The organism is Pseudomonas sp. Leaf15 (genome assembly GCF_001421425.1).
Classification (GTDB): Bacteria; Pseudomonadota; Gammaproteobacteria; order Pseudomonadales; family Pseudomonadaceae; genus Aquipseudomonas; species Aquipseudomonas salomonii.
In genome coordinates this window covers 201,557-225,548 of the sequence record NZ_LMKI01000034.1, presented here as the reverse complement: position 1 = coordinate 225,548, position 23,992 = coordinate 201,557, and the positions used below count along the sequence as shown (strand labels likewise).

The 23,992-nt window shown below is 57.5% G+C and carries 26 protein-coding genes and 1 riboswitch; of the genes, 15 read left to right on the top strand and 11 right to left on the bottom strand.

Annotated elements, in window-relative coordinates:
* The first annotated feature begins 229 nt into the window (after positions 1 to 229).
* Positions 230 to 1,426: an amino acid aminotransferase gene (locus tag ASE80_RS24645; protein WP_056861226.1), complete on the top strand. Its 1,197-nt coding sequence runs from the start codon at positions 230 to 232 to the stop codon at positions 1,424 to 1,426.
* A gap of 101 nt (positions 1,427 to 1,527) precedes the next feature.
* Positions 1,528 to 1,737 (top strand): hypothetical protein, encoded by a 210-nt coding sequence (locus tag ASE80_RS24640; protein ID WP_017138724.1) that lies wholly within the window; start codon positions 1,528 to 1,530, stop codon positions 1,735 to 1,737.
* A gap of 46 nt (positions 1,738 to 1,783) precedes the next feature.
* Here ASE80_RS24640 and ptrR read toward each other — a convergent pair whose 3' ends face one another.
* Positions 1,784 to 2,656 carry a putrescine utilization regulator PtrR gene (ptrR, locus tag ASE80_RS24635; protein WP_017138723.1) on the bottom strand — a complete coding sequence of 291 codons (873 nt, stop codon included), beginning with the start codon at positions 2,654 to 2,656 and terminating at the stop codon, positions 1,784 to 1,786.
* Between the two features lie 186 nt (positions 2,657 to 2,842).
* Between ptrR and ASE80_RS24630 the strand changes: the two genes are divergently transcribed.
* Positions 2,843 to 4,234 carry an aldehyde dehydrogenase family protein gene (locus tag ASE80_RS24630; RefSeq protein WP_056861225.1) on the top strand — a complete coding sequence of 464 codons (1,392 nt, stop codon included), beginning with the start codon at positions 2,843 to 2,845 and terminating at the stop codon, positions 4,232 to 4,234.
* Positions 4,235 to 4,952: 718 nt separating this feature from the next.
* On the opposite strand, the gene ASE80_RS24625 is transcribed toward ASE80_RS24630, so the two are convergent.
* Together ASE80_RS24625 and ASE80_RS24620 are read right to left on the bottom strand one after the other, a co-directional pair.
* The gene (locus ASE80_RS24625) at positions 4,953 to 5,582 is read right to left on the bottom strand and encodes a hypothetical protein (RefSeq protein WP_056861224.1); all 630 of its coding nucleotides are present in this window, start codon (positions 5,580 to 5,582) and stop codon (positions 4,953 to 4,955) included.
* 108 nt (positions 5,583 to 5,690) lie between these two features.
* Complete coding sequence (locus tag ASE80_RS24620) at positions 5,691 to 6,554, bottom strand: M24 family metallopeptidase (protein ID WP_236708864.1); 864 nt, start codon at positions 6,552 to 6,554, stop codon at positions 5,691 to 5,693.
* Positions 6,555 to 6,614: 60 nt separating this feature from the next.
* Positions 6,615 to 6,808, top strand: a riboswitch (cobalamin riboswitch).
* 115 nt (positions 6,809 to 6,923) lie between these two features.
* Between ASE80_RS24620 and ASE80_RS24615 the strand changes: the two genes are divergently transcribed.
* Genes ASE80_RS24615 through ASE80_RS24605 form a run of 3 tightly spaced genes read left to right on the top strand, consistent with a single transcriptional unit; the run spans position 6,924 to position 9,696 of the window.
* Complete coding sequence (locus ASE80_RS24615; protein ID WP_056861223.1) at positions 6,924 to 7,934, top strand: ABC transporter substrate-binding protein; 1,011 nt, start codon at positions 6,924 to 6,926, stop codon at positions 7,932 to 7,934.
* Positions 7,931 to 8,935, top strand: a complete 1,005-nt coding sequence (locus tag ASE80_RS24610) for a FecCD family ABC transporter permease (protein ID WP_056861222.1) — start codon at positions 7,931 to 7,933, stop codon at positions 8,933 to 8,935. Before ASE80_RS24615 ends, ASE80_RS24610 begins: the two co-directional genes overlap by 4 nt.
* Positions 8,932 to 9,696: an ABC transporter ATP-binding protein gene (locus ASE80_RS24605; protein WP_056861221.1), complete on the top strand. Its 765-nt coding sequence runs from the start codon at positions 8,932 to 8,934 to the stop codon at positions 9,694 to 9,696. The genes ASE80_RS24610 and ASE80_RS24605 overlap by 4 nt, the downstream gene beginning before the upstream one ends.
* Before the next feature lie 318 nt (positions 9,697 to 10,014).
* Here the strand turns inward: ASE80_RS24605 and ASE80_RS24600 are convergent, their stop codons facing one another.
* The 5 genes from ASE80_RS24600 to ASE80_RS24580 all read right to left on the bottom strand — a co-directional run bounded on the left by ASE80_RS24600 (position 10,015) and on the right by ASE80_RS24580 (position 13,150).
* Positions 10,015 to 10,512 (bottom strand): GNAT family N-acetyltransferase, encoded by a 498-nt coding sequence (locus tag ASE80_RS24600; RefSeq protein WP_056861220.1) that lies wholly within the window; start codon positions 10,510 to 10,512, stop codon positions 10,015 to 10,017.
* A gap of 20 nt (positions 10,513 to 10,532) precedes the next feature.
* The gene (locus tag ASE80_RS24595) at positions 10,533 to 11,072 is read right to left on the bottom strand and encodes a hypothetical protein (RefSeq protein ID WP_056861219.1); all 540 of its coding nucleotides are present in this window, start codon (positions 11,070 to 11,072) and stop codon (positions 10,533 to 10,535) included.
* Positions 11,073 to 11,137: 65 nt separating this feature from the next.
* The gene (locus ASE80_RS24590; RefSeq protein WP_056861218.1) at positions 11,138 to 12,082 is read right to left on the bottom strand and encodes an alpha/beta hydrolase; all 945 of its coding nucleotides are present in this window, start codon (positions 12,080 to 12,082) and stop codon (positions 11,138 to 11,140) included.
* Positions 12,082 to 12,522, bottom strand: coding sequence for a tryptophan-rich sensory protein TspO (tspO, locus tag ASE80_RS24585; RefSeq protein ID WP_056861217.1), 441 nt, complete (start codon positions 12,520 to 12,522; stop codon positions 12,082 to 12,084). Before tspO ends, ASE80_RS24590 begins: the two co-directional genes overlap by 1 nt.
* 58 nt (positions 12,523 to 12,580) lie before the next feature.
* The gene (locus ASE80_RS24580) at positions 12,581 to 13,150 is read right to left on the bottom strand and encodes a nucleotidyltransferase family protein (protein WP_056861216.1); all 570 of its coding nucleotides are present in this window, start codon (positions 13,148 to 13,150) and stop codon (positions 12,581 to 12,583) included.
* 127 nt (positions 13,151 to 13,277) lie between these two features.
* Here ASE80_RS24580 and ASE80_RS24575 point away from each other — a divergent pair, with 127 nt between their 5' ends.
* Together ASE80_RS24575 and ASE80_RS24570 are read left to right on the top strand one after the other, a co-directional pair.
* Positions 13,278 to 13,883 carry a hypothetical protein gene (locus ASE80_RS24575; RefSeq protein ID WP_056861215.1) on the top strand — a complete coding sequence of 202 codons (606 nt, stop codon included), beginning with the start codon at positions 13,278 to 13,280 and terminating at the stop codon, positions 13,881 to 13,883.
* A 543-nt stretch (positions 13,884 to 14,426) separates the two neighbouring features.
* Positions 14,427 to 14,666, top strand: a complete 240-nt coding sequence (locus ASE80_RS24570) for a DUF6124 family protein (RefSeq protein WP_017136895.1) — start codon at positions 14,427 to 14,429, stop codon at positions 14,664 to 14,666.
* 37 nt (positions 14,667 to 14,703) lie between these two features.
* Here the strand turns inward: ASE80_RS24570 and ASE80_RS24565 are convergent, their stop codons facing one another.
* Positions 14,704 to 15,003 (bottom strand): hypothetical protein, encoded by a 300-nt coding sequence (locus tag ASE80_RS24565; protein ID WP_056861214.1) that lies wholly within the window; start codon positions 15,001 to 15,003, stop codon positions 14,704 to 14,706.
* Between the two features lie 75 nt (positions 15,004 to 15,078).
* Positions 15,079 to 15,312, bottom strand: a complete 234-nt coding sequence (locus ASE80_RS24560) for a hypothetical protein (protein WP_056861213.1) — start codon at positions 15,310 to 15,312, stop codon at positions 15,079 to 15,081.
* A gap of 422 nt (positions 15,313 to 15,734) precedes the next feature.
* Here ASE80_RS24560 and ASE80_RS24555 point away from each other — a divergent pair, with 422 nt between their 5' ends.
* From ASE80_RS24555 to ASE80_RS24540, 3 genes are all read left to right on the top strand, one after another.
* Complete coding sequence (locus ASE80_RS24555; RefSeq protein WP_056861212.1) at positions 15,735 to 17,162, top strand: hypothetical protein; 1,428 nt, start codon at positions 15,735 to 15,737, stop codon at positions 17,160 to 17,162.
* Positions 17,163 to 17,540: 378 nt separating this feature from the next.
* Positions 17,541 to 18,464, top strand: a complete 924-nt coding sequence (locus ASE80_RS24550) for a hypothetical protein (protein ID WP_133257320.1) — start codon at positions 17,541 to 17,543, stop codon at positions 18,462 to 18,464.
* Positions 18,465 to 18,534: 70 nt separating this feature from the next.
* A complete protein-coding gene (locus tag ASE80_RS24540; RefSeq protein ID WP_133257321.1) occupies positions 18,535 to 19,755 on the top strand; it encodes a hypothetical protein in 1,221 nt (406 codons plus the stop codon).
* Positions 19,756 to 20,095: 340 nt separating this feature from the next.
* Here ASE80_RS24540 and ASE80_RS24535 read toward each other — a convergent pair whose 3' ends face one another.
* Positions 20,096 to 20,836 (bottom strand): BPL-N domain-containing protein, encoded by a 741-nt coding sequence (locus tag ASE80_RS24535; RefSeq protein ID WP_056861208.1) that lies wholly within the window; start codon positions 20,834 to 20,836, stop codon positions 20,096 to 20,098.
* Between the two features lie 126 nt (positions 20,837 to 20,962).
* On the opposite strand from ASE80_RS24535, the gene ASE80_RS24530 reads away from it, so the two are divergent.
* From ASE80_RS24530 to solA, 4 genes are all read left to right on the top strand, one after another.
* Positions 20,963 to 21,418, top strand: coding sequence for a VOC family protein (locus ASE80_RS24530; protein ID WP_056861207.1), 456 nt, complete (start codon positions 20,963 to 20,965; stop codon positions 21,416 to 21,418).
* A 67-nt stretch (positions 21,419 to 21,485) separates the two neighbouring features.
* Complete coding sequence (locus ASE80_RS24525) at positions 21,486 to 21,920, top strand: hypothetical protein (protein WP_236708863.1); 435 nt, start codon at positions 21,486 to 21,488, stop codon at positions 21,918 to 21,920.
* Positions 21,921 to 22,013: 93 nt separating this feature from the next.
* Positions 22,014 to 22,364 carry a hypothetical protein gene (locus tag ASE80_RS24520; RefSeq protein WP_056861206.1) on the top strand — a complete coding sequence of 117 codons (351 nt, stop codon included), beginning with the start codon at positions 22,014 to 22,016 and terminating at the stop codon, positions 22,362 to 22,364.
* Positions 22,365 to 22,768: 404 nt separating this feature from the next.
* A complete protein-coding gene (gene solA, locus ASE80_RS24515; RefSeq protein ID WP_082463672.1) occupies positions 22,769 to 23,887 on the top strand; it encodes an N-methyl-L-tryptophan oxidase in 1,119 nt (372 codons plus the stop codon).
* Positions 23,888 to 23,992: the final 105 nt, after the last annotated feature.

Here is a 23,992-nt window from a genome sequence, read left to right as displayed (position 1 = left end):
TGGCGAATGTGACGGGTTTCAAGGCAATCGTCCTACCAGCCGTCGATGATCAATTGTGCAATAAGACTAACGGTGGGCAAATAAACCGAAAAACTTGGCCGAAAAGCCGTTTCGGCTGTCGCCCTGAGCCTGGATGGCCTCTATACTAGCTCCCCGTTTGTGCACCGCTCTAGTGCATTCGGCTGGAGCGCGACACGTCCCTCCTATCCCCCATAGAGCTGCCGCAAAAATGAGCCTGTTCTCCGCTGTCGAAATGGCACCACGCGATCCAATCCTGGGCCTCAACGAAGCATTCAACGCCGACACACGAACCACCAAGGTCAACCTTGGCGTAGGCGTTTACTGCAACGAGGAGGGGAAGATTCCACTCTTGCGTGCCGTTGCCGAAGCGGAAGCCATTCGTGTGGCGCAACACGCCGCCCGTGGCTACCTGCCGATCGACGGTATCGTGGCGTACGACCAGGCCGTGCAAAAGCTGCTGTTCGGCGCTGAGTCGCCACTGCTGAGCGCCGGCCGCGTGATCACTGCCCAAGCGGTGGGCGGCACCGGCGCGCTTAAAATCGGCGCTGACTTCCTCAAGCAACTGCTGCCCAACGCCGTCGTCGCGATCAGCGACCCGAGCTGGGAAAACCACCAGGCGCTGTTCGAAAAAGCCGGCTTCCCGGTGCAGACCTACCGCTACTACGACGCCGCCACCCACGACGTCAACCGTGCCGGCCTGCTCGAAGACCTCAACGCCCTGCCGCCACAGTCCATCGTGGTGCTCCACGCCTGCTGCCACAACCCGACCGGTGTCGACCTGAGCCCGGCCGACTGGCAAAACGTGCTGGACGTGATCAAGGCCAAGAACCTGGTGCCGTTCCTCGACATGGCCTACCAGGGCTTTGGCGACGGCATCCACGAAGACGCCGCTGCCGTGCGCCTGTTTGCTGAATCGGGCCTGACCTTCTTTGTCTCCAGCTCGTTCTCCAAGTCGTTCTCGCTGTACGGCGAACGCGTGGGCGCGCTGTCGATCGTCAGCGAATCCAAGGAAGAAAGCGCGCGCATCCTGTCCCAGGTCAAGCGCGTTATCCGCACCAACTACTCCAACCCGCCGACCCACGGCGCGGCGATCGTGGCGGCCGTGCTGAACAACCCTGAGCTGCGCGCCCAGTGGGAAGCGGAACTTGGCGAAATGCGCCTGCGTATCCGCGGCATGCGTGAGCAAATGGTCGCCGAACTGGCCAAGGCTGCACCGGGCCACGACTTCAGCTTCGTCGGCCGCCAGCGTGGGATGTTCTCCTACTCCGGCCTGACCGTTGAGCAAGTCACCCGTTTGCGTACCGAGTTTGGCATCTACGCGCTCGACACCGGCCGTATCTGCGTGGCAGCGTTGAACCAGTCGAACATTGGTGCGGTAACAAAAGCGATTGTTCAGGTTCTATAAACCTGCCAGCGTCGTACCAAGGGGGAAGCCGATGGCTTCCCCCTTTTTATTGGCGAACCCACTAGACTGAACCCTGATCGCCCCTTTGCTGTGAGAGCCCTATGAGAAACGACGACCTGGACCTGCGCGCCGACCGCGACGAACTGCATGACTACACCCCGCGCGCGCCGCAAGCCAAGCGCCAGAAAAGTCTGGTGCTGCAAGTGGCGCTGGGCGTGTTTCTGGGTGGGCTGGCACTGTGGCTGGTGCAGTTGGGCGCCACGGCGATAATGGCCAAGCTGGCCATGGGCACCCTGCAATTTGGCGGCTGACACAGATCAACAGGTGGGAGCTGGCTTGCCAGCTCACACATGAGATCTAAGTGGCTACCAGGCCGCGCTCCTCCAGCAACTTCACAAAGCTGTTCAAACTCTGCGACACCGTGCCTCGGCGCCAGATCAGCCAGGTATTGAGCAGGCGAAACGCGTCGGTCAACGGCCACACACTCACCGTCGTAAACCCCGGCATGCTCTCCAACATGCTGCGCGGCATCAGCGCCAGGCCGGCCCCGGCGCTGACGCAGGCGAGCATGCCGTGGTACGACTCCATTTCGAAGATCTTGCCCGGCACCGCGCCATCCTGTGAAAACCAGCGTTCGAAGTGATGGCGATACGAGCAGTTCGAGCGAAAGGTGTAGATGCTCTCCCCAGCCACATCCTGGCCCCGCGTGATCGGCGCATGGTGCAGCGGCGCAATCACCACCATCTCCTCCTCAAACACCGCCACGCCCTCCAGCGTGGCATGCAGCACCGGCCCATCGACAAACGCCGCCGCCAGGCGCCCCGACAACACGCCCTCGATCATCGTGCCCGACGGCCCGGTGCTCAGGTCCAGCTCGACCTTGGTGTGTTTCTGGTTATACGCCGCCAACAGCGCCGGGATGCGCACCGCCGCCGTGCTCTCCAGCGAGCCCAGTGCAAACGCGCCCTGGGGCTCCTCCCCCGCCACGGTGGCGCGAGCCTCCTGGACCAAATCAAGAATGCGCCGCGCATAACCGAGGAAATTCCAGCCGGCTGGCGAGAGGCGCAGGCGACTTTTCTCACGGATAAACAGTTCCACGCCCAAATCCTGCTCCAGTTGCTTGATGCGCGTGGTCAGGTTCGACGGCACGCGATGAATCAACTGCGCGGCGGCACTGATGCTGCCTTGTTCGGCAACGGCCTTGAAGATTTCCAGCTGCACCAAATCCAAATCATTCTCCCATCGCGAACATGATCGTTCCCACGCTCTGCGTGGGAATGCCGCCAAGGACGCTCCGCGTCCAAAATTCAACAGCCATTCTCAATTCGAGAACGTATCACTTAATATTATTCAGTTTCCAGAAAACATGCACCCCCGTAGGCTAACCCCATTCCACTCATTCAGCCGGACGGTGCCATGAACGCTATCACTCCCCAGACCCACGCCTTGTCGATCAACCCCGCCAATGGCGAAACGGTCGCCAGCTACCCCTACGAAACCGCAGCGCACCTGGACGCCGCCCTCAACCGCGCCACCGCAGCTTTCCGCACCTGGCGTCGCCAGCCGGTGAACCAGCGTGCAGAGTTGCTGCTGGCCCTGGCCAGTGCATTGCGCGAACAAGCCGAAGACATGGCCCAGATGATTACCCTGGAAATGGGCAAACCCATCGCCCAGGCCCGCGCCGAAATCGAAAAATGTGCCCAGCTCAGCGAGTGGTACGCCGCCCAAGGCCCGGCCATGCTCGCCCCCGAACCGACCCTGGTGGACAACGGCAGCGCGCAGATCGAATATCGCCCGTTGGGCCCGATCTTCGCCGTGATGCCGTGGAACTTCCCGGTGTGGCAAGTGCTGCGCGGCGCCGTGCCGACCTTGCTGGCCGGTAACACCTACGTGCTCAAACACGCGCCGAATGTGATGGGCAGCGCCTACCTGATCCAGCAGGCGTTCCAGAAAGCCGGTTTTGCCGAAGGTATTTTTGAAGTGGTCAACGTGACCAACGACGGCGTGTCCAAGGCCATCGCCGACCCACGCATCGCCGCCGTCACCCTCACCGGCAGCGTGCGCGCCGGTATCGCCATCGGCTCCCAGGCCGGTGCTGCGCTGAAAAAATGCGTGCTGGAACTGGGCGGCTCCGACCCGTTTATCGTGCTTAACGACGCCGACCTTGATGCCGCCGTGCAGGCCGCCGTGATCGGGCGCTTCCAGAACAGCGGCCAGGTCTGCGCTGCTGCCAAGCGCCTGATTATCGAAGCCGGTGTGGTGCAAGCCTTCACCGCCAAATTCCTCGAAGCCAGCCGCAAACTGGTGATGGGCGACCCGACATCGACCGACACCTACGTCGGCCCGATGGCGCGTTTCGACCTGCGTGATGAGCTGCACGGCCAAGTCCAGGCCACCCTCGAAGAAGGCGCGACCCTGCTGCTCGGTGGCAATAAAGTCGCCGGCGCCGGCAACTACTACGAGCCGACCGTGCTGGCAGACGTGACCGACCAGATGACCTCATTCAAACAGGAACTGTTCGGCCCCGTAGCCTCGATCATCACCGCCCGCGATGCCGACCACGCGGTCGCGCTGGCCAACGACAGCGAGTTTGGTTTGACGGCGAGCATCTTCACCACCGACTCGGCAAAAGCACGGGAGATTGCCAACCAACTGGAAACCGGCGGGATCTTCGTCAACGCCTTCAGCGTGTCCGACCCCCGCGTGGCGTTTGGCGGCGTGAAAAAGAGCGGGTTCGGGCGGGAATTGTCGCACTTCGGTGTGCGTGAATTCTGCAACGCGCAGACCGTGTGGTTGGATCGCAAATAAAACCGGCAACACTAATTAACTGTGAGAGCTGGCTTGCCTGCGATGGCGGTGCATCAGTGACAACTCCCTGGCTGATCCACTGCCATCGCAGGCAAGCCAGCTCCCACCTTTGATCTGCAGTGCTTGTGGGTGTGCATGAATTCTGCAACGCGCAGACCGTGTGGCCGGATCGCAAATAAAACAGGCAACACTAATTAACTGTGGGAGCTGGCTTGCCTGCGATAGCGGTGGGTCAGTGACAACTTCTTGGCTGACCCACTGCCATCGCAGGCAAGCCAGCTCCCACCTTTGATTTGCGGTGCTTGTGGGTGTGCGTGAATTCTGCAACGCACAGACCGTGTGGCCGGATCGCAAATAAAACCGGCAACTCCATTCAACTGTGGGAGCTGGCTTGCCTGCGATAGCGGTGGGTCAGCGACAACTCCTTGGCTGACCCACTGCAATCGCAGGCAAGCCAGCTCCCACCTTTGATCTGCGCTGTTTGTGGGTGTGCGTGAATTCTGCAACGCACAGACCGTGTGGCCGGATCGCAAATAAAACAGGCAACTCCATTCAACTGTGGGAGCTGGCTTGCCTGCGATAGCGGTGGGTCAGTGACAACTTCTTGGCTGACCCACTGCCATCGTAGGCAAGCCGGCTCCCACCTTTGATCTGCGGTGCTTATCGATTAATCGACCGTCACTTTCCCCACTTGGTCCCTGTGTATGACCTATCGAGGCTAGTGCTTGACCGGCGCATCCCAGCAGTCCGGCTGGCGTGCGCAGACATCGTATTGGCGATCCATCAAGGCCATGCGGTTGATGTGGGCGTCCGTGGCTGCCCGGAACGACTGATTGCTGGTGGTGATATAAGCCGCGGTGCGATCACTCAGGCGTGCGCTTAACTGGCGGCGGGTGTGGGCATCCAGCGCCTGGGGCGCGGTGGCCATGGTTTGAAGTGTCACGTCGCTGAGGCGGCTCAACTCATCGCGGTAGGTGTCTACGTATTCGGCACGCGCCGCGTCATGCTGGTGGTTCAAATCGTACTGCATCGCTTCCAGGTTTTGCTTGTAGAGCGCCCAATAGCCCTCGGGCAGCACACCACCGTCTTGTTTACGTAATTTGGCAATGCGCGCGTCGTTGTCCGAAGTCGGTTGGAGGACGGGCTTGTGCGACGAAATCACGACCGGGTCTTGAGCGATGATCTGGTCGATCCAGCCCACCCGTGAAGGGTTCGAGGGCAATACCTGCCCTAATGGTTCAAGCGGCACAGGCGCAGCTGGTAGGGGTGACGACACTGACTGGGCGCAACCACCGAGCAGTAACACGGTGCACAACTGGGTCAAGGCGAGGACGTTGCGAAAAAGCATAAGTTCTCCATGAACAAAAGCGAATCGAATGGGTGCAGCAAATAATATCATTGAGCCATCACTGCGTGTCAGCCCATAGCCCGAACATTCGCAGGGCGGTACAGCGCATCAATCCAGCATCCGGCTAAGCAGCCGGTGCCCATCTACCGTCACCTCGACCATCGCCGACAGCATCACGCCGTCGGCACCGTCTGAGGAAAGCAGGCTCCAGAAATCTGGCGGCTGGTACCTCACCCCCACTGTGCCCGCCTTGGCGATCACATACACATTGAGCACCTGCCCGGGTTGCATCAACGGGCTGTCACCCTCGACCTTGTAACCGAGCACCTGCGGCTTTTGTATGCGCGCCTGGCCCATGGCATAGCCGGCAAACTCGCGCACCGCAACGGCCTGGCCCGCGTCCAGTTCCTGTTGTATCGCCGCCCCCACATTGGCCAAGCGCTGGCCACCCTGAACCTGCGCGACCCCGTTGGTCAGCGCACGGCGCGCCGTCGCCAGCAATTGGCGCTGCGCCGCGGTGGCATTGGGCGTGGCGAACGTCCAGACCTGAGCAACATGGGCCTGGGCCGATGCCGCGATCAACTCCACTTTTACCAGCGCCGCGTCCGGGAACGGCACGTCGCTGGGCGGCGCGGCGCTCACCTGGTTATTTACCGAAACCGCTACCGCCGCCGGGTAACCGCGAAAGCCGAACATCATCGGCAGCCAGCCGTGCTGCGCGTACTGATCGAGTAAAAACCCCTGCACCGCAGTGCCGGTGCCGCCCTTGCGGATCAGCGGCGCGACCTGGAGCAACAGGTCACTGGCGATGGGCGCCAGTTTGGCTTCCTCGGCAAGAATGGTGGCGTCATCCAACTGGGCGATGGCGCGGGCCCTGTCGCCGATCGCGTCGGTATAGCGGGCTAGCGCAGGGTCAGCGGCGTGTGCGCTCATGCAAAACAGCAGTGGCACTATTCCCAGACGTATCAACATGGCCTTCCTTGGGGTAATGATGGACGGGGCCGGATTGTACCTCCACCCAGCGCCCAAGATGGACTACCATACCGCGCCGGTTCCCAAACGGGACTAATAGGGAATTCGAAGCGCGGCCCATCGCGCCAATCGAAACTGCCCCCGCAACTGTAGGTGCCGAGCCTGCTCCCCACTGCCACTGAGCCATGCTCGGGAAGGCCGGAGCGAGGCGACGACGCATCAGTCAGGAGACCTGCCGGCAAAGCGTTATCACCAACCGGCGGGGTGTCCGGGAAGGACATCCGCGCCCTGCAAACCTGCAGCGTTCAAAGGTGTGTTTCCGAGCCGTACCTGCCCTGTTTCCCGTACGGTTCACTCGGAGATTGCCCCATGCTGCTACGCGTTTGCGCCCTGATCACCGGCCTGGGCTTTTGTGCCCTGGCCCACGCCACGCCGACTCACTACCCGCTGACGGTCGAAAACTGCGGCAGCAGCGTGACGTTCCAGCAAGCCCCGGTGCGCAGCGTGACCATTGGCCAGGCCGCCACCGAGATGCTCTACGCCCTGGGCGTTGCAGACAAAGTGGTCGGCACCTCGTTGTGGTTCAACAACGTACTGCCGCAGTTCAAGGCGCAGAACGACAAGGTCGAGCGCCTGGCCGACAACGAGCCGAGCTTCGAAGCCGTGATCGCCAAGCGCCCGCAACTGGTGGCCGCCGAGCTGGAATGGGTGGTCGGCCCGCAAGGCGTGGTCGGTACCCGCGAGCAATTCCATGAGCTGAAGATTCCTACCTACGTGCTGCCCTCCGACTGCGAAGGCAAGGACAACCTGGTGGGCGCCGACGGCACGCGGCTGGAGCCGTTCCGCATCGACACGATCTATAAAAGCATCAGCCAGTTGGCCGAGATCTTCGACGTGCAAGGCCGTGGCCAACAGTTGAACGACGCACTCAAGGCACGCCTGGCCAAGTCGGTCGCCACCGCCCAGGGCAAAGGCCTCAAGCACCCCAGCGCGCTGGTGTGGTTCTCCAGCAGCGAGATGGCAGCCGACCCGTATGTCGCAGGCCACAAGGGCATTCCCGAATTCATGCTGCAGACCCTGGGCCTGCACAACGTGGTGCAGTCCGATGAAGAATGGCCTGCCGTCGGCTGGGAAACCATTGCCAAGGCCAACCCGACCTTCCTGGTGATCGCCCGCATGGACCGCCGTCGCTACCCCGCCGACGACCATGAAAAGAAACTCGCCTTCCTGCGCAGCGACCCGGTCACCCGCAACATGGACGCGGTGAAAAACAACCGCATCATTATTATTGACGCCCTGGCGTTGCAGGCCAGCCTGCGCATGTTCGACGGCCTGGAACAACTGGCCGACGCCATCGACGGCTACGACTTGCCAAAATGATGCGCACCCTACTCGCCCTCGCCGTGTTGCTGATGGCCGTGCTCGCCGGCACCGCCATCGGCGAAACCGCCATCGAACCGCAAGTGGTCTTGCAGGTGCTGGCCAACAAACTCTGGGCGGCCGGTTACGTGCTCGACCCGATCGACGAAGGCGTGGTGTGGAACTACCGCCTGACCCGCGCCCTGGTCGCCGCCGCCTGTGGCGCCGGCCTGGCCACCTGCGGGGTGATCCTGCAGTCGTTACTGCGCAACCCATTGGCCGATCCATACCTGCTGGGCATCAGCGCAGGCGCCTCGACCGGCGCAGTGTTGGTGGCATTGATGGGCGTGGGCGGCGGGCTGATTTCGCTGTCGGCGGGCGCGTTTGTCGGCGCCATGGCGGCATTTGCGTTGGTGATTCTATTGGCGCGAGCCAGCGGCTCAGCCAGCGGCACCGGGCAGATCATCCTCGCTGGCATCGCCGGCTCGCAGCTGTTCAATGCCCTCACCGCATTCCTGATCACCAAGTCCGCCAGTTCCGAACAGGCGCGCGGCATCATGTTCTGGCTGCTGGGCAACCTCAGCGGCGTGCGCTGGCCGTCGGTGTGGCTGGCAGTTCCGGTGGCGGTCGCCGGCTTGGCCGTGTGTTTGTGGCATCGGCGTGCGCTGGATGCGTTCACCTTCGGCACCGACTCGGCCGCCTCGCTGGGCATTCCGGTGCGGCGCGTGCAGTTTGTGCTGGTGGGTTGCGCGGCGCTGGTGACGGCGGTGATGGTGTCGATTGTCGGCTCCATCGGTTTTGTCGGGCTGGTGATTCCCCACGCCGTGCGCCTGCTGCTGGGCACCGGGCATTCACGCTTGCTGCCGGCCAGTGCGCTGGGCGGCGCGTTGTTCTTGATCGCCGCGGATGTGCTGTCGCGCACGCTGATCAAAGGCCAGGTGATTCCGGTCGGTGTGGTCACAGCCTTGGTCGGCGCGCCAGTGTTTGCATTGATCCTGATTGGCCGGAGAAATGCGCGATGACCATCCTCAGTTGCACCGGCCTGGGCTTCAAGGTACGCGACGCCGAGTTGCTGCGCGATGTCCACCTGGAGGTTCAGCAAGGGGAAACCTTAGGCGTTGTCGGGCCGAACGGCTCGGGTAAATCCACCCTGCTCAAATTGCTCGCCGGTTTGCGTGTGCCTGCGTCGGGCGAAGTGTTGCTGGGCGGCCAGCGCCTGACCAGGCTGTCGCGCCGTCTTGTTGCGCAACACCTGGCGGTGGTGGAGCAGCAGGCTGATACCGACGACGCCATCCGCGTGTTCGATGCCGTGGCACTGGGCCGCACGCCCTGGCTGTCGGCGCTGAGCCCTTGGTCTGACGCAGACGATGCCATCGTGCGCCAGGCGCTGCACGACGTAGACGCCACCCACCTGAGCCAACGCGCCTGGCGCAGCCTCTCCGGCGGCGAGCGCCAACGCGTGCACATCGCCCGGGCGTTGGCGCAACGACCGCAGATCTTGTTGCTGGATGAGCCGACCAACCACTTGGATATCCAGCATCAATTGGCGATTTTGAAAGGCGTGCAGGCACTGCCGGTGACCACCTTGATTGCGCTGCACGACCTGAACCAGGCACTGACCTGTGATCGCTTGGCGGTACTGGATCGCGGGCGCTTGGTGGCGCTGGGCACGCCGCTGGAGGTGCTGACGCCGCAGCGGCTACAGCAAACATTCGGGGTGCAGGCGCATTACCTCACGGACCCGTTCGACGGCGCGCAAATCCTGCGGTTACGCCCCATTTAATGGACTGCTCACCGTGCAAAGGTGGGAGCTGGCTTGCCTGCGATGGCGGCGGATCAGTGCCATAGCTGGGGCTGACACACCGCTATCGCAGCATAGTTATCTACACAACTTTAGAGGCATCCCATTTCTCCTGTGGCGAGCAGGCTTGTCCTGCGTTGGGCTGCGAAGCAGCCCCAGTAAAGGCACTGCAATTTTCCTGAAAGTACTCAGCGTCTGGGTTTGGGGCTGCTTCGCAGCCCAACGCAGGACAAGCCTGCTCGCCACAACAGCCCACTTGCGACAGACTTCTAACCGGTTCAAGCCAGCTCCCACCTTGATCTATAGCGCCCGCTGCATATGCGTGGTCTGCCACACCGGGTCGGCTTCGACGTCGATCACCTCAAACCCCTGCCGCCGCCAAAAATCAATCGCACCCGGCAAAAACGGATGGGTGTGCAGGTAAACCACCTCCACCCCATCCGCCTGTGCCTTAGCCTCCAATGCGCGATACAACTCCCCTGCCAAACCAAAACGGCGAAACGCCGGCAGCACGAACAGGCGCACCACCTCGACGACTTTGCGGCCCTGGTAATTCAACTGCGGGAAGCGCCCGTCGTACGGCAGATAGCCGACGGCAGCCACGATTTGATCTTCAACACAGGCCAGCAGAAACTGGCCGTCACCCTTGAGGTAAACGGCCTCAAATCGCGCCAGATCATCCGGCATGCCCGTCGCGCTGAGCTTGGGGAAAAGCTCGGCACGGGCCTGCAGCACAAAGGTCAGCACTTGCGGGAGGTCGGCGGCAGTGACCGTTCGAATGGTCGGGCTTTGTGTCATACAATCTCGATCGCTCAATGTCATTTGCTATGCACGTAGCAAAAAGCAGTGCCCTTCACGCCCGACGCATGGATGCTGACATGGCGCGTGGAAAAGCCTGGCTTCTCGACAAACTGTTTCTCTTGCCAACTCGCGTAGATGCCGTACTGATAACCGATGGCGCCATTGGCATACCACGACACGGCCATCTTATACACGCCCTTCTCATCCGGGGCCTCCCACAGCGCCTTGTCGATGATCGGTTTCGCCTGGTTGAACGTGCGCAGGTGGAACGTGCGCGGCCCGCCGTTTGGCTCGGTCGAACTGGACAGAAACAGCGTGTCGTCCTCGGCATCGTCTTCGGCAGCCGCCAGAATCACTGCCGGCACCCACTTCTCGCCCCTGTACTCTTTTTCGATGAACACCGTGCAGCTCAACGTGCCGTCACCTGGGGTCTTCATTTTGAATTGCCGCTCGTATTGCCCGTAGGGCACATCAAACGAGAAGTTGTATTCGGCGGCTTGAACACCTGCCATCAGCAAAAATGCCGATAGCCCTACGACTGCATGGGAAAGGGTCACGTGTGCGTCCTTGCGGGAATCTGGAAATCCGGGTGTCAGAGGTTACGCGGGGTGCAGGTGAATGGCTAATCACTACAAGCGAGTACCGACTGGATTCTCGCCGATATCCACCCTCGACTGTAAGCAAGTACGCCATCCGCCATCGCCACCGGAAAATGAATAAACCCATGGGCCGACTCCGGCAACAGGTGCGCCTCAACCTGCGCAGCCGCGCCCCAGCGTTCGGCCATCTGCAGCGTGTCATCCAGCAACGGGTCCAACTCGCCCACAAACATCAACGCGGGCGGCAGCCCTGTGAAGTCGCCATTCAATGGTGACAACGGCGGCTGCCGACGTTCTTCATCACTCAAGCCCGGCGTCAGCAGGCGCAGCGCGTCGACCATGCCCGGCCCGTCCAGCAACAAGGTCTCGGGCCCCGCCGTGCGCACGCTCGGTGTGCCGCTCAAGTCGTATACGCCGTAGTACAACACCACACCGCGCACACGCTTGAGTAACTCAGGCCATTGCTTAAGCGCCAACAAGGTTGCCGCCGCCAGATGCCCACCGGCCGACTCACCCACAACGAACACTGGCAAGCCTGCAAACTCATCACTGCTGAGCAACCAGCGTGCTGCATTCAGGCAGTCCTCCATCAGCCCCTCAACCGGCGTGTCCACCGCCAGCCGATAATCCACCGACACCACCGCCACGCCGCACGCCTGCACCATGCCCAGGTTCAAGTCGTCATCCATCTGCGCATTGCCGATCACCCAGCCGCCGCCGTGGATATCCAGCACCACGCCTTGGGTTTTCCCCTCGGGCCGCAGGATGCGCACGGGCACGCCGGCCACTCGGCGGGTTTCAGCCGCAGGCGCTTTCTTGACCTTCTGACTGACTCGCAACAGCGCCTGAATCAAACGCGGCGTGATGCGGTTGCGAATTTTAAAACGCGGCAGCCACGCGAGCTTTTTATTGAACTGGCGCATCTGCGCCAGTTCAGCCTCGCTCGCGGGCCAGAGTGTGTGAGCCATCAGCGGTTATTCCGCAAGATCGAGAAATTCAACGCCGCCGCCACACTCAGCCACGCCAGGTACGGGAACAGGATCAAGCCGGTGATCAAGTCCAGCCGCAACGCCATCACCACCAACGCCGCCACCACCAGCCACAGCAGCACGATCACCACCATCCCGGCCAAGAGGTTGTGAGCCCCAAAAAATACCGGCGTCCACAGCGTATTCAGCGCAATCTGCGCCGCCCACAGGCCCAGGGCCAATTGGCTGCCGGGAATCATCGTCAGGCGATAGCCCGCCCAGGCAAGCAGCAGGTAGATGACCGTCCAGGCCACCGGAAATAGCCAATTGGGCGGGGTAAAGCTGGGTTTGACCAGGGTTTCGTACCACTGGCCGGGCTTGAAAATGATGCCGGTACTGGCGGCCGCGCCGCAGGCGATGAGGAAAATCAGAAAGATCATGGACTGTCCACTCTCAGGGTTCATTTGAAGATAGGACGTATGGGCAACCGGTAAAAGTTCACAAATCATCCGGCGAAACGATCGTGAGCCAAGGCCAGCGCGCCTGATAACTCCTGGCCTTGGCGGCGAACAACTCAGGCTCGCGGTGCTGCGGGTTAATGCGCAACACGCCCTGCTCCACATCCGCCAACCCATAGGGCGCATACACCTCGCCGGTGTCGATCTCCAGCCCGATGCACGTGCCGGCCACCAGGTAACGGTCCACGCCCTGTTTAGCCGAGTGCAGTTGCGGGTAAGGCCGACCAAAGCGCTCGCCGTACCAAAGGTGCACCCGCGCCTGGTTCTTGACCTCGACGTTAACGCCCAAATCCTCAAACAACCGCGCGGCGGCGCGGATCACTTTGTCCTCCGCTTCGTAGGACAAGTCCGTGTCGAAGTAAAAGACGTCGTAGTCCTTTACGTTATGAGCCGCAGGCAAGTTTGACTGATGGTTCCAAACGGCCTGGAACAGGCAGCCCGCCGTGAGCATGCACTGCGCCACACCGAGGTCGGGCAGGCGCGCAGTGATTTCGGCGTTGATGGGGTTGGCCATGGCCAGGTCGAGCAGGGTTTTGACGGTCAATGTCATGGTGGGCATTCCTTGTGTATTCAGCGCGGTTCAAGCCACCGACCCTACACGACGGCGGGGAGGGTTTCGTGACAGCCATGTTTCTATACACTTTGCCCACCCGCTACCAATCGTCAAGGATAAAACGATGCGAATCAGAGAAATGGCCCTCATCACCGCCAGCGCCCTGTTGCTCACCGCCTGCAGCGACAGCCCGTCGGACGCCGACATTCAAGCCGCGCTGCAACCCAAGCTCGAAGGCGCGTCCTGCGTCAGGGCGGCGATGTTCAACCGCTTCCCGGTGACCCTGAGTGACAGCGTCATGACCGGCACCTCCAGCGCCAACCAGCCGGCCTTCGATGCGCTGACCGACGCCGGCCTGCTGGCTAAAAGCGACAAAACCTACAGCCTCACCGACAACGGCCGCGCCGCCTACGTGCAGCAAGAGTCCGGGTTCTGCTACGCCCAGGGCTATGAAATCGCCAAGATCCAGAACATTGCAACCAACTCCAACCTGATGGGCGCCGCCGTGGATAAATCCTGGGTGGTGACCGTGGACATTCGCCAGAAAACCATCGCCGACTGGGCCAACACCCCGGCGATTGAAAAACTGGCGCGCAACCCGGAAAACCTCTCCGAAGTGCCCAAGACCTACACCGTGGTGGTGGGCCGCTTGAAGGGTGAGCAAAGGTTGAAGCTGATAGACCCACGGTTTTCGATCATGCGTGGGGTTGGGGTGAACCAGGCGTTCTAAGTGGTGAGCAGTGTTGTGGTGGAAAGCGGGTTCGTTATGGCGAGCAGGCTTGTTGTGGAAAGTGGGTTCGTTGTGGCGAGCAGGCTTGCCCTGCGCTGGAGTGCGCAGCGCTCCCAACCCAGCCAACGCGGTCCAAAAGGGAAAACCAGTCGCCGCTTTTGGGGCCGCTGCGCAGCCCAACGCAGGGCAAGCCTGCTCGCCACAAGGGAGTATCCAAACCACAGGGAATGGTGAACAGGCCCGCAGCACCTTGATCCATTGCCTACGCGTGCGTCAGAATCCGCCGGCTTGTGTGCTGAGGTGGCCGTCTCTAAGGTGGCTCGGTCGCTGAATGTTCAGTGATCGGGTTTAGTAGCCTGAGTTGGGTATTGAAAAGTGCATGAGCTTCATCAATCAGACATTGCGTCTGTGCTTGATGGTGGCTGTGCGTAGGGCGTCCTCGGGCGCGCCGGCTTTGATATCCACCGGTCTACTAACCTGCGCACAGCTGCCACCTTTTTCGTTTAGTAGCGAAAAGATGGCGGCCAAAACCAGGATATCGTTATGACTCAAGCAAAAACTGACTCAACCACCCTCTTCACCGTCGTCCCCGACGCCAACACCGAAACCCTCATCACCAACAGCTACGAAACCTTCACCAGCGTCAGCACACTGCTGCTCGACCTGTCCGAAGACCTGTGCGGCAAACACCGCGACGTCGCCCTGGCCATCCACCAACTAAGCGAACTGGGCGTGCTGCTCACGGCCAAATTGCTCGACCGTGAAGCACCTTGCCCTGGCTGATAAACAGCCCAAGGCAGCGCCGCTGATGGCGCTGCCTTCAATTAACCCCAGGGAACGAATCAACGTACTGAATGGTGAAGTCAGGAAAGGAGTCAACAATCTGGATCTTGTAGTCGGGGAAGCTCTCGACTGTCTTCCACTTGCCGGCCGAATCGGGAAAACTGCTTACCTGTTTTACCTTAAGGTCAGGGAAACTGTTTACTACCTTGACCTTATAGTCCGGGAAGCTAGTGACGAACTTGATATTGCCGTAAATCTTCGACACATCAACAGTCGTATCCGCTTGAGCGCCGAAGGCACACGCCAGCAGCAGTGACGCGAGAGCAACTTTGAACATGACAGCCTCATCCTGAGCAATAAAAGGCGCCCAGTCTAACGCCCAGTGCGCAAAGCGTCCTGCATCGCCGGGTGCTTACCCCTTCAACTCACCCGCGCGGTTACTCGCTGCATCGTCGTAAGCCACATACAAGGATTCGGCGATCTGGCTTTTGATGGCTTTGGCGGCCTCCAGGCCCAACACAAATCCTTCGGCTTTGCCGCCAGCGCGGTTGAGTTCTTCGTGCGTGGAGGCGCCGGTGATGGCGTCAAGGAGCTTGGTGGCGTGAGGGCCGACGCCTTTGGGGAGGGAAATTTGGTCGATGGACATGGCGATACCTTGAGAAAAAATGATCGGGAGCGCATGGACCACTGCCGGGGGATGCCATGGTAGACCGGTTGGCGGGGAAAGGGGCTGGTTTCTGCCACTAGCTGCCATCCGTAGCGTGCAGAAATCGGCCAAATGCGGGTTTCATATGGCATGTTCGCCCTTAATAGCCTAAGCAAGCTGTTACTGGCAAAATGCATCCAGGTTTTGACAAGGCAAGAGCCTATGCGATTTTAGAAAGTAGTCGTGCCCCAGTTGATACGCTTTCCCAGCATGCGTGGAAGAATGCCGCCTCGCTAGTAATTACCGGTAATCCAGGCGGAAGGGCTACTTCCCCGCGGATAGCTTCCAAGACTGAAAACGCTACAAACGGAAGGCTCCTGCATGACCAGGCAGCACCGCCCATCAAAAGAAAGGAATCGTCGATGAACAAACTTATTCCCAAGCCACAAATGCAGTTAGTTGACCCGCAAGCACAGATGATCGTTGAGGTACTGCAAAGCATTGGACTACCATACGACAACATTATTGCGTCTGCTGAAGACAGAGCCATTATTGGGCAGAGCTTGCCCGCACTAATCGAGTCACTTCCTCCTGAAGCAAAGCAGGGCGCGAGATATCTCTCTAAATTTGTGGTGGGCGCGGGGTTCGGTCTTTTCGATTATTCCCTCAATGCGATCTGGAATGAAGTTATCCTAGACCTTCACAAAAAAGTCGTAGCTTACGGTTTAGATATTTTTTATGACGCAGCTATTGGCGGGAAAAATAGAGAGTTTTATCAAGCGGAAGAAGATCTTCGCTCTGTAAAGGACTCTACTCTACTTGATACTTGCCGCAAGCTTGAGCTAATCAGCGAGACCACATCAAAAAAATTAAAACACATGCTCGATATGCGAAATGATATAGGTATTTCGCACCCAACCAATTACACAATTAATGCATACGAACTATTAGGCTGGCTGACAAACTGCATTAAGGATGTCCTAAAAGACAGACCCACAGAGTCCGCCTTGCAAGTTCAGGCGTTTATTCAAAACTTACGCAGCTATACACAACCATTAGATGCCGCCAATCTTGCAGGAATAACGGCAAAAATCAATGAGCTAGCGTCCCACCACTGTGGTAACGTTCTGAGAACTATGTTTGGAATTTATGTGGCTCCAGATACAGATCCGCAGGTGAGAAAAAACATATCACTTTTATCTGTATCTGTTTGGAAAGCAAGCCACGATGATGTCAAGTACCGACTTGGGCTTACTTTAGAAGGCTATAATACAAATCTTCACAAAGACAAATATGATCTTGGCACGCAATTTTTTCAGGTTGTCAACGGTAATGCATTCCGCTCCAACGCGGAGCGAGCAATAATTGTGGATGGTCTAATCGATACATTGTTAGAGAAGCATCATGCTTGGGATAACTATCATCATGAAGCACCTGTAGCTCATGATATCATGTCATATATCCACAACCAGCAAGATATATTGCAAAATTTTGGCCCTAAACTCATAAAAATATTTCTTATGTGCCGTATTGGGAATGGGCGGTCCTATTACAGCGGGGTTTCACCAAGAGGCTCAGTATATTATGACCAGCTACTTGTCTTGCTAGGAGATGCTTGGGCTCCATCAGCTTTGGCTGCTTTAACCTCTTACGAGATACAACTTCAGCTAAGCGAAGAAATTTGCCGAAAACAAGCATGCAGCGCATTAGAAAAACTAAAGTCAGGCGTAGTCAATGCGCGGCTACTCGAGTGTATCGACTTTCTCCTCATTAATCTGCCTCTGAATGGCAAAGCTCCACTTGATAGCCGGTTCAAACAGCTGACTGCAGGATACCTAAACTGGCCATAATACTGTGCTATAGCATTAATAATGGGGCTGATTTATTTATTAAAGTGAATCAGTCCTAATTCTTAGAGCGAAAATATAGACTTGCATTCTTGATGATACTTTACATGGCGGCGTCAAGAGGCTCAAGTAGCCTGAAGATTGGAAAAGCAAACTCTATACTTAGCTGATATAGTCAAGAATTGGAAAGCTTGAAGTGCTACGACGTAGATCTACCCGAGAGTTGTAGCGCGCTATAAATAATTGAGTCAAGGAGTAAAAGAAATTTATCCTGAGAAAAATAAGATTTGAATTGAACATTTGATGGGCGTGGTTTTATGGTAAGTCTGGAATTACATTCAAGACGTCCAGGGTACTTTTTGAAATATTACAGGTTGTTCAATGGATAAGCTTAATTTAATCCGTGCAAGATTGGTTCTTTGCCAAAGACTTCTCGAGGAGTCAGATACATTGCCGGGCTCTGAAGGTTATACGGTGGACGAGGCCAATAACACCGTTCATCACCCTCGACACGAACGAGAAGCCCTAGTTGTTTACTTGTTATTAACTTGCTTTGATCTATTGGGTCAGTCTCGACCATATATGACTTTTTATGAGTGGCTTTCCAGTAAAAAAAATGAAATCCTTGAGGAGAAGAAGGATGCTTTGGAAAAACTAAACGCAGAAGTTGGAGAAATTGTTATGAATGCTAAGCTGCTTCATGACTACTACAATCTCCTTTATGGAGCAACCAAAGCGTTTTATGCAGGCGTTAATGGACTGTCGCTCAAGGCCAGAGATCATCTGCTTTCTTCTATACGCGTTACTAGACGTAACCCAGAATCACTCAAGCCAGAAAATAAAAACACGAGCTATCCTTCTCTTCCAATAGAAGACGAAAACAAAAAAACTAAACTTAAGCTAGCTTTTCTCTACTCCTTAAGAAATAGTTTCACACATCAGCTATCACAAATCCACTTTTCCTCAACTCCATCGATGTCGCAGTTTGCGAATAACAACAAATCTCAAACAGCCGAACCAGTCATGGGGGCATCTTGGGGAGTTTTTGTTCTTGACGGTGTAGCATTTTATGGGCAGCACCAAGAACAGGATTCTAAATACGTCTACTGTCTTAAAGACTGGCCCTTCGTTCTTTTTGAGGTATTGTATTCAGCTATGGGCGAAATATTCGATCGGACTCAAATAAAGCTAAATATGTATGTATTTGACACAGGCAAAGACTTTATTCCCTCAGTAGCTCATTCTGACCTGCCAGATATACTGGAAAAGCATAATAATGTCACCATGTCGCGTTGGCGCAATTAATTTAAACGGTTTGATTAGGATTTTTAATTCGATATCAAAGCATTCCCAGCATGCGTTTCGAGACAGTCAGATGAATGACGAGAAATCCGCTAGATTGTTGTCCGAAATTGAGAAAATCATTTCCTCGGTGGAAGATGAATACTTCATCAATAACAAAATCATATTTGAAAGCGAAGCGATCAGGGCTACGGCCCATTTTGAAAATATTAAGAAGGCCGTAAAAAGCTGGAGTAGGGCTAGAGTATGCATGGTCCCAAGTTGCGCCTCATTAAGCATCGCAAGGTCCCATGCGATTCCGCGATCAATGTCTCTTATGGCAATTGCAGACTCTGGAAATTTATTGACTCCAGCATTCGATCATAAAGTCGGATCATTAAAAATGCAAAAAGTGGGCCTGTCAGCAGCCACTACTTTTCCGGGATTCTGCACCGCGCACGAAAAGTTGTTTGAACATTTTGAGAAGGATAAAAATATAAGAGAAATTCGTCATGTTCTGCTTCAGGCTTATAGGACAGGGTGCAGAGAGTTATTTCGTTGCGACTCCGTCTTGAAGCACCTAAACGAGACTTTAGCAGGGTATGTCAACCACAGAGACCAGGGACTGTTAAGGATAATCACTGAGCGTGCCAAAAATATAGGTGCGAAAGTAAAATTGCAAGCTTCTACACTGACTATGAATAAAGATCCGCTACTAATAAATGCAGAAGAAAAAATCAAGACATTAGTTAAATTGCAAAGTGAGATTAAACTGCATCTAATTCCAGCTTTCGAACGCGCAGTATTCAATGGCGACAGCACTGGAATCGCTCTGGAAGCGCTACAACTTGATATTGAGTTCCCTGTTGCGCTGACGGGCATTGGGAACTTCGCATTCGGGGGCGATGAGCGAAAATCTGAAGTGAGCGCTTTAATTGGCGTGGTGCCCCAGGCTGGAATGACAACGTTGTTCCTTGCCAGCACAGCAGCTAATAAGGAACATCTTAAAAACTATTTAAGCTATTGGTGTAGACATGCGTTGGGTTTTCTATCGATGGTTGAGTCATGGATGGTCAATGGAACGGATCAATGGTTCATAACACCGCGTGTGTGGGCCGCCCTTAGTGCTGAACGCCAAACAAGCATACTGAAGAAGATTCTGCTGAGCGAGCAAAATATCGGCCAAGATTGCCAAGTTTCAATTTTCGACGAACTCCGAAAGCAAATAATCAGAGATACGAAGGCAGCTAACATTGGTGCAACCAATTCGGACGGGCTAGCCTACTTATCCAATGAAATAAAAAAACTCTTCTAAGCTTTGTTAAGCAAGCATATAAGCATAAACAGGGAGATAGGATATAAAGTGGCTTCTGAGTGTCGCTTTGATTTGTATTCAAACAAGTCTAGCCATCATAACCGCGACGATGTTTAATCTCGCCGTGTAATTAACGAAATAGACATGGAATCATTGATAACGGCTTATCCAAAGTCTGGATCCAAGGCAGGCAAAGACCATCGTTGTGGTCATTTCGGAGTGTTCCAGTGGATAGATCCTGGTTTCCGGGGGATGATACAAATAGAGCAACCAAGGGCAGCTTTTGGCCGAAAGCTGCCCTCCCCAACAACCCGCTACCAAACAAACATAGATACATACATTATTCCCCAACCCGCCCCACCAACACCCCAAACAACTCCCCTCGCGGCATCTCACTCACCGCGATCCCCGCATTCTCAAACCACGCCTTCCCCGCCTCCGGATGCGGCCCGCTCAGCACAACCACGCCCTTCTCATACCGATACCGCGCCGCCGCCACATCGCCATTGCGATAAGTCGCAATCACCGTATACGGCGCGTGCCCATCAACCTTGGGAAAATACGGCCCATCCTGATAGAACACACTGTCCGGTTTGCCATCCCACACCACCCGCACCGCCGCGTCTTCAATCCCGCGTACTTCAAACCCTGGCCGGCCGGCTTCAGAGTCGAGGTCCTGGGGTATCAACCCGAAGTTGCTGTTGTCGGCAAGATAAGCGCCCATGCATAACCCCAGGTAGCGCCCGCCCTTGGCCACGTACTCGCGAATGGCGTCCACGCGTGCATCACCGAAGCTGTCGAGCGCAGCGGGAATATCCTGCCCACCGCCCGGCTGAACATAGAGGTCGTAGCGCGCAAGGTTCTGCGGGGTGATGTCGATGGCTTCATCCGCGCCCACAAAGTCGATCTGGTAGTTGGGGCTGAGCCGCAGCAAGGCGTTTTTGACGTTCTCGGAACAGTCATCACAGCCCGCCGGGCCTCGGTAGATGGCAACGTGGGTGATGGGCGTTGCGGCCTGTGCCCAGGGTGATTGCAGGGTGGCGAGTGCAAAAAATGCGGCAGCGACGGCGGGCAGTTTCATGGTTGTGGGCTCAGCGAACAGGAGGTCGGGACTGTTCAAAGCCTATATCGAACGCGTCTTTGAATTCGTTAACAGTTGTAAATCAGCTACTGTCGCCTGAAACCACATTCGCCAAGAGGGCCTGTAATGGAGCTGAAATTCAGCCACGTCGACGTACTGGTCGAGAACCTTGAAGAAACCTGCGCTTATTACGCCAAGATCCTCAAGGCCAAAATCTCCAGCACTCAAGTCTGGAATCGCGGCGGCTTTCATGTGCGGTATGCGGTGGCGTTGATGGGCCAGGAGCGTTTTATGCTGGTGCAGCCGTTGGCGGGCAACTTGCGCGAGCTGTTGGACGCGCACGGTGAGGGCATGATTTATCGGCATTGCTACACCACACCGGATATCGAGGTGGCCTATGCCGAGTTGATAGCCGAGGGTGTGCAACCACAGGATGAAAACGGCCGGCCATTGGCCCTGGAAGCTCTGCAGTCGCCGTCCGGCACGCGCATCATTTGGTTGCCCAAGCGCTTCGGGCATTTCTCTATCGAGATTCTGGAGGAGAAAGGCTTGGAGGCGTTTATGGTCGCCGCGTTTGCTTGAACGGCGTTGCATTGGTTGCCTAGATGAGGATTACTGTAGGCCGTGCCCGATCCCGAGATAACTCGACATGTTTGAACTCACCGCAGGCACGATGAAATTCCACGGTTTTGCACTCGGGCATATAGAGGTTGAGGTCGAAGGACGCGCCTGTGACCTGCACAATTTCTATGTCGCCAGCGACATCCATTACGCGCTGTCTGAGGGCACGCTGTCGCTCAGGTTTACACGACGGACCGAGGACTGGGTGCCGCCCGAAGAGCCCCGGGAGGTCACCCTCACCTTCCATGGCGTAAGTTACTTTGCGGCCGAAGGGCGCCATGACAGCCCGATTGAGGACGACAGGGTGCTTCACGCCATCGGCATTGTGGCGGCCGACGCCGAGACGGATACGTTCTACCTCAGCGATACCTTTCCCGCCGACCATCACGTGGTTGTGTGCTTCGCATCGGGTCTGAACTTGCGGCTGCACGCGGTTGAGGCGCGGTGTGACATTCAGGTCTAAGGCGTTTGACTTCGAACCGATGGGGAACAACTGGCGAATCCGTGAATATGGGCCGGATGATGTGATGACTTTTATTGAATACCAGGACCTTTGATGCCCCCAACCAAACGCGACACCGCCCGCCTCGAACGCCGCCTGGTCGCTACGTTGACCGAAGCCTGCGAAACCGCCAAGGCTGAAATCCAGGGCTTCGAGTGGCTGACTCACACGGTCGATTACGCCGCGTTTCCCCAAAGCCTGCGGGTGATTTGGGTGTTCGATACGCGGGCCCATAAGGAGCTGGCCCTGGCAAACGGGGCGGACCAACGTATGCGCGAACTGACGGCTGCGGCGTTGCACGACGCCGAAGTGGCCCCCGTGAAAATCGAGCGCTGCGTGCGCTTTGATTGCGAAGAAGCCTGCAACCTCCAGCATGGCGGCGATTGGCGGGCACGCCTGGCCTGACGCGGCGCTAATGTGGGAGCTGGCTTGCCTGCGATAGCTATGGGTATCTACACAACGTTTGAAGGCAGCCAATTTCTCCTGTGGCGAGCAGGCTTGTCCTGCGTTGGGCTGCAAAGCAGCCCCAAACCCAGACGCTGAGTTCTTTCAGGAAAATTGCAGTGCCTTTACCGGGGCTGCTTCGCAGCCCAACGCAGGGCAAGCCTGCTCGCCACAACAGCCCACCTGCCACAGACTTCGTGTTAACCGGCTATCGCAGTTCAAACCAGCTCCCACAGGGAATTGCGGGGCGACGAAGATCAACTGTGGGTTTCCTGAACGGGGTACAGGCTACCGCCTTATCCCCCATTGTTTTTTCCCACGCCTTAGCCTCAACTACGCCCTCACCCTCACACACGAGTATCACCTTGGAACGCTATGAATCGCTGGTCATCGGCCTGGGTGCCATGGGTGCCGCCACGGTGTATCAACTGGCGAAAGCCGGTGTGAACGTCGCCGGTATCGACCGTCATCACCCGCCCCACACGCTGGGCTCCAGCCATGGCGACACGCGTATCACGCGGCTGTCGGTGGGGGAAGGCGCGCAATACGTGCCCATTGTGCGGCGTTCCCACGCTATCTGGCGCGAGCTGGAGGCGTTATCGGGGGAGGCGCTGTTTGAGCAGTCGGGGTTGCTGGTGCTCACCTCTCGTGATGACTTTGATCCCAGCGATGCAACCGATTTCACCCTGCGCACCATTGGCCTGGCGCAAACCTACGGCATTGAACATGAGCTACTGGACGCTGCGCAGATTCGCCAGCGTTTCCCGCAATTTGCCCAAGTGGCGCAGAGCGCCATCGGCTACTACGAGCCTGGCGGCGGCTTCGTGCGCCCTGAGCGGTGCATTGATGTGCAACTCAAGTTGGCCGAACAACACGGCGCCACGCTGTACAAGGGCGAGACGGTGACTCACATCCGTTCGGATGCTCATGGCGTCACGGTGGCCACCGACCAGCGCACGCTGCAAGCCGACAAGTTGGTGGTGAGTGCAGGCAACTGGGCCGGCGAATTACTCGGCGCGCCGTTTGACCGGTTGCTGAGTGTTTACCGGCAACAGCTGTTCTGGTTCGCGTTGGAGCCTGGGGCCGACCTGGTGGGCAAATCCCCCACCTATATCCTCACGCACGATCAAGGCCAGACCCACTACGGTTTCCCGGCGTTGCCCGGCGAAGGCAGCCTGAAGCTGGCCACGGCGCAGTATCACACCACGGCCACGCCGCAAACGCTGGACCGCACGGTCTCGGCGGCGCAAGCGCAGGCGATGTACGAACAGCATGTTCAGGGCCGTATCACCGGCGTGTCGGCCAAGGTGGTCAAGTCGGCGGTGTGTGCCTACACCGTGACGCCGGACCACGATTTCATCATCGACAAACACCCCACGCTGCAGCACACCCTGGTGGTGTCGCCGTGCTCGGGGCACGGCTTCAAGCATTCGGCGGCGCTGGGTGAGGCGTTTGCGCAGTGGTGCATGCGTGGGTCGAGTTAGCTGGACCTGTCGGCGTTTTCGTTGAAGCGTTTCGACGGCAAAAGCGTTTAAGAAAAGGCAGGCACGAACCCGTGGCGAGCGGGCTCGCCACAAGGGGCGATTGTG